Here is a 14523-nt window from a genome sequence, read left to right on the forward strand (position 1 = left end):
CCCTATTCGTTTACGAGTTCGACACTTGCACCAAGTTTCTTAAGCTTTTCAGGTAGGTCTTCATAACCACGTTGTAAGTGGTAGACACGATCAATTTTTGTTTCACCATATGCACAAAGAGCAGCAAGAACAAGGGCCGCAGACGCTCTTAGGTCTGTACACATAACTGGTGCAGCTGTTAGAGGTTTACCACCTTCAATAAAGACAGAGCTACCAAGTTGTTCAATACTTGCACCAAGACGAGTTAGTTCTGGTACGTGCATGAAACGATTTTCAAAAATATTTTCTGTTACAAGAGAGTTCCCTTCTACAACTGTTAAAAGTGCAACCATTTGTGCCTGCACATCAGTTGGGAATCCAGGAAATGGCTCAGTAATTACTTTAGAACCTTTTAGTGATGATGGGTATGTCTTAACGAAGTCATCACCGATCTCAAGCTTCGCTCCCATGCCTTGAAGGTTTTCAAGAACATTAAAAAGATGCTTAGGGTTAAAGTTCTTTACCGTAACCTCTGACTTTGTCATAAGGCCACCAATAATATAAGTAGCAGCTTCAATACGATCACCAATTGCTTGGTACGTTCCACCGCTTAATTCTTTAATTCCATCAACAACGATACGAGATGTACCGATACCTGAAACTTTTGCACCTAATGAATTTAGGAAGTTTGCAAGATCGTCAATTTCTGGCTCCATCGCTGCGTTTTCAATAATAGTCTGACCATCAGCAAAGACACCGGCCATCATTAAGTTCTCAGTGGCACCGACTGATGGAAACTTAAGTTTCACATGTGCGCCTTTTAAATGATCAGTTTCAGCAAAAACAAAACCATTCTTCATTTCGATTTTTACATTCATCTTCTCTAGATTATCTAGGTGGATATCAATTGGACGTGTCCCAATTGCGCACCCTCCAGGAAGAGAAACCTTTGCTTTTCCAAGACGTGATAAAAGCGGTCCTAGAACAAAGATTGATGCACGCATTGTTTTAACAAGCTCATAAGTTGCTTCGTGAGAACTTAGAGTTGATGCATCGAAAGTCACATTCTTACCATCACGATTACACTCAACTCCCATCATTTCAAGAAGCTTAAGCATTGTATTGATGTCACGAAGCTTTGGAAGATTCGTTAGTGTTACTTTCTTATCTGTTAAAAGGATTGCTGCTAAAATTGGCAGGTACGCGTTCTTTGCAGGAGAAATTTCAACTTCACCAGAAAGACGAGCTGGTCCTTTAACTATAATCTTATCCATTTTTAATTCCTTTTAGAAAACGGTAGCGGTCTGTGTAGTCCTTAATCAACTCGAGATTAGTAAATTCATATTCACTCAAAATATCTTTTAAGTGTTCTAAATGCAATTCACTACCTTCCATTATGAACAGTCCACCTGCTTTCAGCTTTTCCTCCACCTGTTGGAAGAAATTTTTAAACCAATTATCGTAATCTTCATCTTTTAAGTAAAGGGCCAGATGTGGCTCAAAACGATGAACCTGTCCATGCACTTCACTTAAGTCAGCACTCTCCTTTATATATGGAGGGTTACTAATGATGATATCAAAATTTTCATTGAGGTTAGTTAATAAATCAGACTCTTCAAAGACTATTTTCACAGTCTTTGGATAACGGTAACGGTGAAAGAATTTATTGGCACGAGCAACTTCAAGGGCCTTTGGACTAATGTCACTGGCCACAATACGCGCTTCTATTTCACCAATCTCACCTGCTAAACTTAAGGCAATAGCGCCACTTCCCGTGCCGATATCTGCAATTGAAATATCATTTAGCTTATTTTTTTTAATATATTCAGAAGTCCACTCCACCATGATTTCAGTTTCACTACGTGGAATAAGAACATTCTCATTTATGTAAAATGAAGAACGATAAAAGAATGCACGATTACTAATATATTCGAGGGGAATCCCCTGCCTGACTTTTTTTAAGAATTGCTCGATGACACCTTTATTTTCAGAAATATAAATGTCATCGAATTGAGATTCAAGGATGCGACAGAAATCTTTTAGCTCACCCTTTAAGCGAGAAATTGTAATTCCAGGGTAATTTGCCTCTAAGAATTTTTTATTCTCATTAAAGAACGAGCTAATGTAGTCACCGAGAGTTGTAAAACTCATTTACTACTCTTCTTGGCCCTTTAAGAGTTCAGCTTGGTTATGAGCAATAAGAGCATCAAGAACTGGAGCTAAATCACCTTCTACGATTTTATCGAGAGAGTAAAGAGTCAGGCCAATACGGTGGTCAGTTAAACGACCTTGTGGATAGTTATAAGTTCTAATACGCTCAGAACGATCACCAGTACCAATTAGACCTTTTCTCTCAGCTGCTTCAGAAGCATTTTTTTCTTGAAGCATTTTATCAAAGATACGAGCCGCAAGAATCTTCTTCGCCTTCTCTTTATTTTTTAACTGTGACTTTTGATCCTGGTTATAAACTGCAATTCCTGTTGGAATGTGAGTCATACGAACCGCAGAGTCTGTCGTGTTAACGTGCTGTCCACCTGAACCAGATGCGCGCATAACTTCAACACGAACATCATTCATATCAAGTTCCCACTCAAGATCTTCAGTCTCTGGCATAACTGCAACAGTGATTGTTGATGTGTGAACACGTCCCTGAGACTCAGTCTTTGGAACACGTTGAACTCTATGTACTCCAGACTCATATTTCATTTTTGAGTAAACTTTCTCACCAGAGATTGAGAAGATAACTTCTTTAATCCCCTCATCGTTTTCAGAAAGAGAATCAATTTCAACTTTCCATCCAACTGAGCGAGCGTAGTTTTGATACATTCTTAGAACATCACCAGAGAAGATCGAAGCCTCATCCCCACCAGCACCGGCACGAATTTCAACCATAACGTTCTTATCATCTAATGGGTCTTTCGGCAGAAGAAGAATCTTTAACTCATCTTCAAGTTCAGGAATTAATGGCTCGTTCTCATCAAGAACTTCTTTTGCCATCTCCTTCATATCAGGATCATTTTCCTTAAGCATCTCTTTTGCTTCCGCAATATCTTCTTTGATCTGCTTATATTTCTTGTAAGCAATAACAACTTCTTCAAGATTTGAGCGCTCAGCTGAAATCTTTTTGAACTCCTCTTGCCTATCATATAATGTTGGGTCTGCCATTTTTTCAGTTAGTACTTCAAAGCGCTGTACAACTGAATCAAGCTTATCAAACATGCTCATTTGAAAATCCTTTTAGCTGCTTCTTAGCTATTCATTGAATCCATGAATTCAGCATTAGTTTTAGTCTTCGTAATTCTTTGTAGCATGAACTCCATTGCATCAATTGTACTCATTGGGTGTAGAACCTTTCTAAGTACATATGTTCTTTGAAGATCAAGTTGATCCATAAGTAGATCTTCCTTACGAGTCGATGACTTATTGATATCAAGTGCTGGGAAGATTCTCTTTTCAAGAAGCTTACGATCAAGTTGAATTTCAGAGTTACCTGTACCTTTGAATTCTTCAAAGATAACTTCATCCATTCTTGAACCTGTATCAACAAGAGCTGTTGCGATAATTGTAAGTGATCCACCATTTTCAATATTTCTAGCAGCACCGAAGAATCTCTTTGGTCTGTGTAGAGCATTTGAGTCAACCCCACCAGAAAGGATCTTTCCAGACGGTGGAACAACAGTGTTATATGCACGAGCAAGACGAGTAATTGAGTCAAGAAGGATGATTACATCTTTTCCTGCTTCAGTTAAACGCTTCGCTTTTTCAAGAACCATCTCTGCTACTTGAACGTGACGGTTTGCTGGCTCATCAAATGTTGATGAAACAACTTCTGCGTTAACATTTCTCTTCATGTCAGTTACTTCTTCCGGTCTTTCATCGATTAGAAGAACGATTAGAACTGAATCTGGGTGATTTTCAGTAATTGCGTTAGCAACTTCTTGTAGTAAATGCGTCTTACCAGCTTTTGGAGGTGCAACGATTAGACAACGCTGACCAAAACCTTGTGGTACGAACATATCAATCATACGAGTTGAGTAATTGCTTGGATTAAACTCAAGGTTGATTTTCTTTTGTGGATATAGTGGAGTTAAGTTATCGAATAGTACTGTCTTTTTGTGCGCTTCAGGTGTTTGGTCATTGATTGTGCTAACCTTTAGAAGAGCAAAGTATCTCTCGTTGTCTTTTGGTGGACGAATTTGTCCTTCTACAGAGTCACCCTTTTTAAGAGCGAATTTTCTAATCTGACTTGGAGATACATAAATATCATCGGCACCAGGAAGGTAGTTATAGCCTGGAGACCTTAAGAAACCGAAACCATCTGGTAAAATTTCAAGAACACCGTTTCCGAAAATGTCCTGCTTCTCTTTTGCATGTGCTTTTAGGATAGCAAAGATTAGTTCATGTTTTTTCATACCCGCAGAGTTTTCAATTTTTGCTTTTTCCGCAATCTTGTTTAACTCTTTGATTTCCATCTCTCTCAATTCACTTAAATGCATAAAATGTACTACTCCTGAAATATCTGAATATATAAAATTGGATTGGTTTAGAATTTGCCTCTATTAATGATCCATTAATGGCATGGATTTTATAAGATTAAATTGGTTGGTATTGATTTAATTAGATAAACTCATCATAAACCTTCACCCTTTCCTAGTCAAGCTGACTTTAGAGATTGACTTGAGGCGCCAAAATGGGCATAACTACCTAATATGAATGAGTTTTCTAGCTATCCAAAATTTGAAGAATTACGTGGTCTCAACATCCTTTCCATCGACTACGGTGAAAAAGTCATAGGCCTTGGCTTCTTCTGCCCAGGACGTGAGCCTTTCCCAATAGGCGCAGGACGTATCATTAATAAGGGAATTGCACATTTCTATACAGAACTTGAACAAGTGATCGATGATCAAGTGGTAGAAGTTATTGTTATGGGAATTCCTTATTATGTTGATGGCAATGAGAGTGAGAAAACAAAAGAGCACAAGGCCATCTTTAACGCTTTAGTTGAGAAATTTCCTAGTATAAAGTTCTATCAACAAGATGAAACACTTACGACTAAGTCGGCAAAAGAGAGAATGCTTAACTCTCCGGAATATAATTTTCAATTTGATCCAACAAAAATTGATGAGCTTAGTGCGGTGATCATCTTAGAAGATTTCATAAGAAGTTAATTTCACAAAATATAAAAATAAGATATCCTATTATCATTATGATGAAGAAAAACTTATTTGTATTTTTGGTGCTAGCACCAGCATTATCGATCTGCCTTTTAGTGGCCCACACTTATTACAACATTTATCATTGGCAATACAACGGTCCAGAGACTGAATTCCAAATTAATAGTGGCGACACTTTTGGAACAATCAACTACCGTCTTGCCCAAGATAAAATTATCTACTCTCCTCGCCTCTTTCACCGCTATGTGAAATTCGAGGGTAAACTAACCAGCTTCAAGGCCGGACGCTACATCATCCCAAAAGGGATCACTATGGATGAGCTAGTAGACCTTTTAATTAGCGGAAAGAGTTTAACTGTTCGCGTGACAATTCCAGAAGGATATAACTTATTCCAAATTGCTAAAGTTCTGGCCGACGAGAAAATTGTTGATGAAAATGAATTTATCAAAGAAGCAAAAGATAAGAAATTTGTTCACTCACTAGGAATTCCAGCTGATCGAGTTGAAGGATACCTTTACCCTGATACATATCAATTTCACGAGAAGATGAAAGCACGTGCAATCATTCACCGCATGTATGACAACTTTAAAGATAAAACGAAAGAACTTGATTTTTCTAAAGTAAGACTAACAAAGCACCAACTAGTAACTCTTGCTTCAATGGTAGAAAAAGAAACTGGTGCAAAATTTGAAAGACCAACAATTTCTGGTGTTTTTCACAATCGTTTAAAAAAGAGAATGCGTCTTCAATCAGATCCAACGACAATTTACGGGATTTGGGAGTCGTATAAAGGTAATATCAGCAAAAAGCACCTAAGACAGAAAACTCCTTATAATACTTATAAGATTTCAGGTCTTCCAGTTGGGCCAATTGCAAACCCTGGGCTAGAGGCACTTAAAGCTGCCCTAAACCCAAAGAAGCACGAATATATTTACTTTGTTTCTAAAAATGATGGAACACACGTTTTTTCAAAAACATACAAAGAACACAGTCAGGCAGTAGATTACTGGCAAAAGAACAGAGCGAACCGTAAGGGGCGTAGCTGGCGAGACTTAAATAAAAAACAATAAAACTTAAAGAAGTAATTAACTATGAAACTATGGTCATCATTCGATCAGGAATATATCCTCAAGAGGCTTACTGAACTTTATGAGGAAGGCGCAGTTTTGAAATTTTGGCAAAACAATGAAGACATGCGCGAAGAATACACTGCAACTTTCAGCTCAGTTACAATTGAAAAATGCTCTATCAGGCTCACAAAAGAAAGTGCTCCTTTTTATACTCGAATAGCACCTCTTTCACCTGTCTTTTTTCACTATCCTGCTGGGGATATGATTTTCAAAAAAGATATTTTCAAACTTGAAAATGGTGGTCTTTCGTTCAAGACTCCTAGTGAAGTTCGTATGCGCGATCGACGAAGTGTGGAGAGATTCAATTATAAATATCCAGACTTCAAAAATATCTCATACAAAGTTGAGGGTGAAGATGAAACTCAACATGATATTATTCTCGATATCTCTTTAAGAGGTCTTGCATTTGTTATCGATGCGAAAAGAAAAGCGAAGTACGAAATAGGAAAATCAATTTTTATTACTTCAATTACAGATCAGGAATTACCTGAGCTACACGAAGCTAAGATTGCCTCAGTTAATCGCTACCGTGTTTCAGGAGAAGGACTTCAAACTCACCTCCTACGCATTGGAGTTGAATTCACACAAACGCTAAACTCAATTACATATGATTCAATTGGCTCTCTTGTTAAAAAGAGACAAAATAAATTAAAAGGTCTTGATACAAATCTATTCAATGGCCTAAATCCTGATGATTATCAAAAGCAACTAGCTAAGATACATGAGAAGAACCCTCAACTCGCTATCAATATCTCAGAGTCAGTAGAAGATATCGATCGCCTTCGCTATATGACAATCGATATGAAGCGTGAGTTCTTTTTACAATTTAGTCTTGATCTTATGGCCTGTGCTTTAAGAATGTCGTCTAAAGAATTAATCAATGATCTTCTTTCTGAAGTTACTGCTGGTGTAAGAGAAGAATTTCTTATGAAGTATGATCAACCAAAGCCAGCTTCAGCAATCAATAAAGCACAAGACGAGTTAAGAAAGTATATTCATGAAAAGGAGCGCTCGGGCGAGCTTGTTTTAAGCCCGAAGTCATTTGTTAAGTATGTTTAGTCTCCTGTCTCTTCTCGATGATATTGCAACAACATTTGATGACGTGGCCATCATGTCTAAAGTTGCCATCAAGAAAACCAGTGCTCTAATGAGTGATGATCTTGCAGTTAATGCAGGTGTTATCCATGGAGTAAACGCCGATCAGGAGCTTCCAATGGTCTGGAAGATTTTTGTAGGCTCACTTTTAAATAAAGTCTACAGCATCTTAGGCGTTGTTGCCCTTACCTATTTTTATCCTCCAGCTCTAAAAATCGTTCTTCTAATTGGTGGAATTTATTTAGCATATGAAGGCGCCCACAAAGTGGTCGAAAAGATTACCAAGCAAGATAGCAAGAAGATCCTGGCCGAAATTAGTGAAGAGAAAAAAGTTTCAGGAGCGATTCGCACAGATTTAATTCTTTCAATTGAAATTATCGTAATTGCACAAAATAGCATTAGTGGACCTTTTGTAAATCAGCTAATGACTCTTGTAATTGTGGGGCTTTTAGCATCTGTCCTTATCTATGGACTTGTCGCTGTCTTAGTTAAAATTGATGATCTTGGGCTCTACCTTATAAGAAAAGAGTATAAGAGACTTGGCTACGCTTGTGTCAGTTCAATGCCTTGGATTATGAGAGGACTTGGAATAGTTGGGACAATTGCAATGTTTCTCGTAGCTGGCGGAATCTTTGCTCATAGCTTTCACTTAGACCTCTATACCTATGAAATACTGCAAAACCTATTCTTAGGTGTCATTGGTGGTTTTTCGGCCCTTATCGTTTTCAGTATCCTCACGCATATTAAATCGAAGTTCTTGCGCTAATTATTGGCAGATCTCTTTATGAGAATCCTACTAAACACCTAGAATCACGAGAAATTTAGTCCACACTAAATTAAAGTTTATTATAGCTATAGACGATAATTTATTTAGTTAACTGCCTGAGGGAATTATGAAAATTATCAATATGCTACTAATATCATTCGCAATTATCCTTACTTCATGTGGAGGAAAGTCCTCAAACGTCGAAGTAAAGCTTCAAGGTGCGTTCTCTCAAGTAGCAGGACTCTTTGATAATGGTGCGGTCATGCTAGCAGTTGGTGGGCCAGCGGATAAACCTCCTCTTCTCTATGTTGTTCCTCTTTCACAAGCAACACTTGATCACGAATTTGATAATGGAAATTGGAATATTATGATTCTTGGTTGGCATGGTTCAACTGCAGGCGAGATGATGGAAGGAAGCCTTTATTGTTCAGTCGTAAAAAACGCAGCAATCCCAGAGCAGACAACTTTTACTTTCAATCTAACTCAAGTCGATACTGTGGCACCGGCCAACGTCGTTGATATAGGTCACCCTTGTGCTGAGTTTATTGATGGTCTACAAACGGCCAAGTATATGTCTGTTTGTGAAACTTCAGCTTGTAATGTTGGTGAATACATAAGATTTAATTCAACTGACCTATCTATTAAATTTGGTATTCCTCACTATGAAGGACCAATTAATAAGGATCTAATCTATACTCAATCAAGATTTAATGAATCGATGAATACTTGCTATAGCAATGTTAATGGAAATTTACTCGATGGAGTCGACTACGCTAAAATGGTTCTTGATGCTTCTGTTGGAATGGTTCTTCCAGTAAGGCTAACAGGCGGATTCCACTTACCTCTTAGAATAGAAGGATATGAAGATAAAGATAGTGGAACAACTGACTGCTCTACCGGGCCAGTTGGTACACTTATGACCATGAACAGTATCGGTGAAAAAGACCTAGCAGGAAACGATCGTCACTTCTACGATGGCACTTACTTCACTTATATTATGCCACCTACTCCATTTGAACTTTCTCTTACAAATTCGAGTTATTCATTTGAAAGAAACTCTGCAACGACAGTACAGGTTGGTGGCCCATATGATGTTGGAAACGATACTTATCTTGGCAACTCGATGAACTATACTTGTGAGTACAAAGTCGCTGGAACAGATGATTCAACTTTTGTTGCCTGTGGATATCCAATCGGTTCAGGCCCTATATCATTTGATACGACGTCAGGAGATGTTGTTCTCGACGGTAATACTACTAATTTTAATCTTGGAGATACTTTTGAGTTTAGAATGATTGGATCGTATTTTGATGACGCTTCAAGTAGATTAATCTATTCTCCAGAGAAGCGCTTTAGCGTAATGGCAAACCCTATTGTTATGATTCCGGATTCAGATTTCATACCAGCACCTGGATCAAATGTTGATATTACAACAGGTGGAAGCACGACAATTACATTTAATAATAACACTGATGGAATTGTGAATTTTAGTATCTATTCAACACCAGACACCTTATCAATCTCAGGAGACATTTCATGTTCTCCCTATACGACTTGTACACTTACAATCACAGGCTCTCCTGCAGGTACAGGAAATTTTGACTTAAATGCCAATGGTCAGCTTTTTAATTACACATATTATTAATATGGCACTAAGAAATGGCATTCACTATTGAGGTTAAAACCATAACCAACTGAAATCCCGTAAGTTTTTGTCCCCAATTCTTTAAAGGTTAAGATTTGCTTAACCGATGAGTTTTGTGGATTAAATTGAATTTGGGGACCGTATGCACCGTCATATTTTTGGATTATTTCTTGTTTCACTTCTTCTCACTTCATGTGGAGTAAAAACATCAAACACAAAAGTTACTTTTTCAAAATCACAATTCTTAGTTGGAGACTTAAACTCAAACTTTGATGGTGGTGTACTTATCTTTGGAAGAAATAACGATACAAAACAAGTTTTTCAAATTGGTCTTGATCCAAGCTCCCCTTCTGAAATCGAAATTGAGCTTCCTTTTGGAAACTACGATGTAAAGGCCATCGGTTGGCACCAAGGAACGACTCCAACGAATCTAGTTGGAACAAAGTATTGTTCTCAAATTAATACTCAAGTTGACTCTACTGAAACTCCAATGAATCTAGTAATGACAACGGCCAATTGTGCATCACTAACTAATACAGTTGTTCATGACAGTACGACAGGAAATCAGTTCAAGGTTGAAACTTGTCACGGGGTTGTCCAAGTTTTTGGGAAAGGAAAAAGAGAAAGCTGCGATGAAGCTCCAAGTAACGCTCAATCACTTAAGATTCGCTACCCTTCAATTAATGCTGAAGGTGTCGTCGATCCAAGCTTAACTCTTGAATCAAAATGCTTAACACCAAATGCTGGAGATATTTTCACCTATGACCTAACTGCCGACTATAACGTTGTTACTAGTGATAGTGGTTTTTATAATCCAGTTGAAATTGTAGCCTACTATGATACTGCTTGCTCTGGAGCCTCTCAAGTTAAAAGGATTCCAAGAACAGCAGGACTTCCTTCAGAGGAGTATCTACTAGCAACAGAAGATTCAGCGACAGGTCTTACTCTACTTGCAGGCTTTGATTCTTGTGCGTTTGCAGGAGCGGCAACAAGCTCTCCATTTGCAGCTGATAGCGCTGGATCAAGAGGATTTAATATTATTTGTACGGCCGATCAATTTAATAATATCGCTTCCTACCCTTCAGAGAATTATATTGTTGCGAGAACAATTGATTTTGCAGGTTCAGCACCAGCAACGGGCGCTACTGACTTTAGTGGAAAATTAGAGGGAGATATTCTTATAAGTCTTAAGAAGCTTCCACATATTATTGGAGCATCTGACTCATTATTTAATAGTATTGGAAGCACGGTTGCTAACGCTGAGTCAGGACTTAGTAACTTAAATATCAATGTTAATTCGTTAACAGCAGGGCCGGCACTTGCAAAGTACTTAGGCGATTCTTCAAATCTTCATGAATTAATAATCTCAGGTTCAATGACAAACTCGAATCCATCAACAACACCACCTGGTTCAAGCTTTGGTTACTCGTGCGGTGGATTATTTAATCAGTCTTACTATGATGGAACATCAACAAAGAATGTATTCGCACAAGTTGAAAGAATCACTTTTAGTAACTTTAGTTTAAAATGTACGGGACTTCCTGGTTCTGATAGTGCTTACGTAGGCTCCCTTATTGGTGCCCTAACAAGTGGCTCAACTGATACTGCAACTAATAGTCGTGAAGTTAAAATTTATGATGTTAATGGAAATATTAATATCGAAGTTGATGCAGCTAATCCACAACAATCAGTTGGTGGCCTAATCGGCTTCTCAGAAAATCTTACTAATATTAGTACTTATAGTAATAGTTATGTTTTTACTAACTCATATACTTCAGCGGCACCAGCGATTATTGGTGGCCTTCTAGGACAACATCAGTCAACGGCCGCAAACTATCTAGGCCGTCTAGAGCTTGGTGAAAATAATATTCACTTAGCAATTTCAAGTGATCTTCCATATAGTACGATTCAAGGTGCTGGCGGAATTGCTGGAAAGATATTTAATCCTGAAACTTTTCAGATTCACTCATCTATTACAACAGGAAGTATTGATACGACATTAAAAAATGCAGGTGGGTTTATTGGTCATGCTGCTTTTACTAATCCTGGTAACACACTTGGAATTTATTCTTCAGCAACAAGAGTAAGCGTTAGTGCAGATGGAAGCGCTGGAGGCTTAATTGGAAGACTAAATCTCGATGGAACTTCTGCAAATTTTGCACTTAATCATATCGCAACAAGTTCAGTCACAGGTGCAGCTGCGGGATCAGCAGGACTTGAAGGTGTTGGTGGTGCCCTAGGGACACTTTCATCAACGACAAATCTTTCCTCAGCAAACTTTGATAATAATTATTATTCAGGACTACTTTTTAATAACCTTGGCTATGCTACTGGAAATTCAAGTGGATCTCTTGTTGGAGTTATGCCAGACATCAACACATTCGTTATAGTTAATGGACACCATTATACAAGATGGGGAACGAGTACTTCTCACATTATCGACTTCATTGGATTTATCAATGACTCTACTCTATCAAACGTCCTAGACAGAATCACAGCAAATCATGTTGTTTACAATGGCTATAGTGATAGTACAACAGCACTTGCTCAAAGTACTTTAAAGTATGGAACACCAGGGGGCGAAATAAGCCTTACTTTCAATGATCTTGCCAATAAATCTCTTCCTTCGACTTTTGCTGGAAGTCAGTACTTTACAGCAACTGGAGACTCAAAACTAAACGTAGCATTTAATCGTTTTATGAAATTTGCAACTAACGGTCGTGCAATCGTAACAGGATTAGAGGAAAGTCCATTCCTTATTTCAAATGCAAGTGATTTAACATTCATTAAGAATAATTTATTCCTAAGTAATTTTAGTTTTAAACTAATGAATAACATTGATATGGGTGGACAATCACTTCAGTTATCAGACTTTAATAATTCATACAATGGCTCTCTTGATGGAAATGGCTTCACTATTTCAAATTTCTACAATGACTACACTGGTGCCAATCAAATGTTTAATGGTATCTTTCCATATGTTGAACACGGACGAATTAAAAATCTCCGAATTGCAAACTCTACAGTAAAGTTTAATTGTACTTCTACAGGGGATGCCGGAATTCTCATGGGAAGAATTAGTCGCTACAATAACTCTGGTGATGATCGAGCGCAATTTCATAATATTCAATTCGATAATAATACGATTGAAAGTAGTATCGGATGTACAGCAACAGGACTAGTTGCAGGAGCCTACTCAACAGAGAATAGCGGAGATGGGCCAGTATTTGAAAATATTAGTGTGAAAAATAATACATTTGGCTCACCTACAGGTTCTCTTCTTGTTGATCGCATTGATTATTCAATGTCTAGCTCAGAAATGTTTGCATTTAAGAATCTTGAATTTATTGGCAATAAGTTCACTGATCCTGCGCCAGTCAATACATATGCATTCTTCTCAAATAAAGGAAATAATACATTTGATGTTAGCTTCGAAAATGTTCTCTACGTGGGACATAAAGATGGACACAATCCAACAGATATTCACAGCACGAATAATGCTGGTTCAGCAATGTTAGTAAAGAATCATTACGTATTCATTAACCCTACTTCATTTGCAGGTGTTCTTGATACAGCGATACTAACCAATGGGACGAATTACGCTCTTGCAGATATGGCGACAACGGCTTTTGATAAGTACTTCCTAGTGAATTCAACAACAGGAGCTGTCGATTTAAATCGTCCAATGATTCAAGAAGAGTTCGAACAACGATAAGCATAGTTTAATGCCAATAAATTTAGGCGAAAAAAATAAGGACGCGTTCAGCGTCCTTTTTTTATTATCGGCAGAACTTACCGATATTACTGGTAAAAAGAAATTAACTTAATTATTTTCCCGCCAAACACGAAGAGTGCCTACAATAGGTTCCCATGAAGCTTCAGAGCGAAGCAAAGGCTGAGGTTTTAGGGCAACTATTGAATATGTATTAAAAGCAACAATTGCCGACTTTTAAGAAGACTTTTGAACTAAATAAATTCAGGGTTAAAATTAAGTGTCGCGTAATAGTTTAACCAACAAACTTTGCTTGTTTTACTTCGTTAAGGAGGAGGACTAAATGGAAGCTGAAAGACTAGAATATTTTAAAAAGAAGTTATTGGCCGCTAAAGCTGAGATTCTTAACGGTGGTATTCTAACAAGTACTGAAGACCTTAAGATGTCGACAGATGATCTACCTGATGAAGGTGATGTAGCAAACGCAGTAATTAACCAACAGGTTACATTTAATATGCGTGCTCGAGCAATGACTAAGCTAAGACAAATCGAAGAGGCCCTTCACCGAATTGAAGAAGGTACTTATGGGCACTGTGAAGATTGTGACGAGCCAATCGGTAAGAAAAGGCTTGAAAATCAACCATGGGCCGATCTTTGTATCACACACGCAGAAGAAAGAGAGCGTGAAGAACAACACATGCGAAGAGCCGTATAGCTTTTTTCATATTCCAAATGTTAGTAAAAAAGCCTGCTTATGCAGGCTTTTTTTATAGGGCCATCCCCTCGTCTACACTAAAGGTCTCCTTCTTTATATAGACATACTTCGATATGTCTCTCTTAAGCACTTTCTTAACCTGTTCATTTGTTTTAAGTACTTCTTCCACTTTAGGACTTATTGTACTTGAGTTCGTATTATTAATTGGCGCGACGATCATGACATATGCAAACACAAAAATACTGATTGATAATGTCCAAATAGTTTTCACTGAATTACCCTCCATGGTAAGTTCTTCTTCTGTTCA

At 37.8% G+C, this 14523-nt stretch carries 12 protein-coding genes; 7 read left to right on the top strand and 5 right to left on the bottom strand.

The genetic code is table 11. The features are described 5' to 3' along the window. Positions 1-2: 2 nt before the first annotated feature. From murA to rho, 4 genes are read right to left on the bottom strand one after another with little or no spacing between them, the layout of a single operon-like run. Entirely contained in the window at positions 3-1253 is a 1251-nt protein-coding gene (murA, locus tag ACMAYL_RS13485) for a UDP-N-acetylglucosamine 1-carboxyvinyltransferase (protein ID WP_412471243.1), read from the bottom strand. After that, positions 1246-2130: a N5-glutamine methyltransferase family protein gene (locus ACMAYL_RS13490; protein WP_103219202.1), complete on the bottom strand. Its 885-nt coding sequence runs from the start codon at positions 2128-2130 to the stop codon at positions 1246-1248. Before ACMAYL_RS13490 ends, murA begins: the two co-directional genes overlap by 8 nt. 3 nt (positions 2131-2133) lie before the next feature. Then, positions 2134-3198, bottom strand: coding sequence for a peptide chain release factor 1 (prfA, locus tag ACMAYL_RS13495; RefSeq protein ID WP_103219247.1), 1065 nt, complete (start codon positions 3196-3198; stop codon positions 2134-2136). Between the two features lie 29 nt (positions 3199-3227). After that, positions 3228-4475, bottom strand: a complete 1248-nt coding sequence (gene rho / locus ACMAYL_RS13500) for a transcription termination factor Rho (RefSeq protein WP_103219201.1) — start codon at positions 4473-4475, stop codon at positions 3228-3230. A gap of 213 nt (positions 4476-4688) precedes the next feature. On the opposite strand from rho, the gene ruvX reads away from it, so the two are divergent. From ruvX to ACMAYL_RS13535, 7 genes are all read left to right on the top strand, one after another. Next, positions 4689-5147 carry a Holliday junction resolvase RuvX gene (gene ruvX / locus ACMAYL_RS13505; protein WP_103219200.1) on the top strand — a complete coding sequence of 153 codons (459 nt, stop codon included), beginning with the start codon at positions 4689-4691 and terminating at the stop codon, positions 5145-5147. Between the two features lie 41 nt (positions 5148-5188). Further along, positions 5189-6223, top strand: a complete 1035-nt coding sequence (gene mltG / locus ACMAYL_RS13510) for an endolytic transglycosylase MltG (RefSeq protein ID WP_158246950.1) — start codon at positions 5189-5191, stop codon at positions 6221-6223. 21 nt (positions 6224-6244) lie between these two features. After that, positions 6245-7342: a FliG C-terminal domain-containing protein gene (locus ACMAYL_RS13515; RefSeq protein WP_103219198.1), complete on the top strand. Its 1098-nt coding sequence runs from the start codon at positions 6245-6247 to the stop codon at positions 7340-7342. Next, complete coding sequence (locus ACMAYL_RS13520; RefSeq protein ID WP_146037924.1) at positions 7335-8144, top strand: DUF808 family protein; 810 nt, start codon at positions 7335-7337, stop codon at positions 8142-8144. Before ACMAYL_RS13515 ends, ACMAYL_RS13520 begins: the two co-directional genes overlap by 8 nt. 127 nt (positions 8145-8271) lie before the next feature. After that, on the top strand, positions 8272-9789 hold the full coding sequence (locus ACMAYL_RS13525; protein ID WP_412471244.1) for a hypothetical protein: 1518 nt from the start codon (positions 8272-8274) through the stop codon (positions 9787-9789). Positions 9790-9931: 142 nt separating this feature from the next. Further along, a complete protein-coding gene (locus tag ACMAYL_RS13530; protein ID WP_412470282.1) occupies positions 9932-13504 on the top strand; it encodes a hypothetical protein in 3573 nt (1190 codons plus the stop codon). A 340-nt stretch (positions 13505-13844) separates the two neighbouring features. After that, positions 13845-14216 (top strand): TraR/DksA family transcriptional regulator, encoded by a 372-nt coding sequence (locus ACMAYL_RS13535; RefSeq protein WP_103219194.1) that lies wholly within the window; start codon positions 13845-13847, stop codon positions 14214-14216. Positions 14217-14268: 52 nt separating this feature from the next. Here the strand turns inward: ACMAYL_RS13535 and ACMAYL_RS13540 are convergent, their stop codons facing one another. Beyond that, positions 14269-14487 (bottom strand): hypothetical protein, encoded by a 219-nt coding sequence (locus ACMAYL_RS13540; RefSeq protein WP_392993094.1) that lies wholly within the window; start codon positions 14485-14487, stop codon positions 14269-14271. Positions 14488-14523: the final 36 nt, after the last annotated feature.

It is taken from the genome of Halobacteriovorax sp. RT-2-4, from assembly GCF_047085445.1.
Taxonomy (GTDB): Bacteria; Bdellovibrionota; Bacteriovoracia; order Bacteriovoracales; family Bacteriovoracaceae; genus Halobacteriovorax_A.

Bases quoted from the DNA above. Each gene is read 5' to 3' on its own strand.
- murA (WP_412471243.1), bottom strand. From the start codon at position 1,253: ATGGATAAGATTATAGTTAAAGGACCAGCTCGTCTTTCTGGTGAAGTT.
- ACMAYL_RS13490 (WP_103219202.1), bottom strand. From the start codon at position 2,130: ATGAGTTTTACAACTCTCGGTGACTACATTAGCTCGTTCTTTAATGAG.
- prfA (WP_103219247.1), bottom strand. From the start codon at position 3,198: ATGTTTGATAAGCTTGATTCAGTTGTACAGCGCTTTGAAGTACTAACT.
- rho (WP_103219201.1), bottom strand. From the start codon at position 4,475: ATGCATTTAAGTGAATTGAGAGAGATGGAAATCAAAGAGTTAAACAAG.
- ruvX (WP_103219200.1), top strand. From the start codon at position 4,689: ATGAATGAGTTTTCTAGCTATCCAAAATTTGAAGAATTACGTGGTCTC.
- mltG (WP_158246950.1), top strand. From the start codon at position 5,189: ATGAAGAAAAACTTATTTGTATTTTTGGTGCTAGCACCAGCATTATCG.
- ACMAYL_RS13515 (WP_103219198.1), top strand. From the start codon at position 6,245: ATGAAACTATGGTCATCATTCGATCAGGAATATATCCTCAAGAGGCTT.
- ACMAYL_RS13520 (WP_146037924.1), top strand. From the start codon at position 7,335: ATGTTTAGTCTCCTGTCTCTTCTCGATGATATTGCAACAACATTTGAT.
- ACMAYL_RS13525 (WP_412471244.1), top strand. From the start codon at position 8,272: ATGAAAATTATCAATATGCTACTAATATCATTCGCAATTATCCTTACT.
- ACMAYL_RS13530 (WP_412470282.1), top strand. From the start codon at position 9,932: ATGCACCGTCATATTTTTGGATTATTTCTTGTTTCACTTCTTCTCACT.
- ACMAYL_RS13535 (WP_103219194.1), top strand. From the start codon at position 13,845: ATGGAAGCTGAAAGACTAGAATATTTTAAAAAGAAGTTATTGGCCGCT.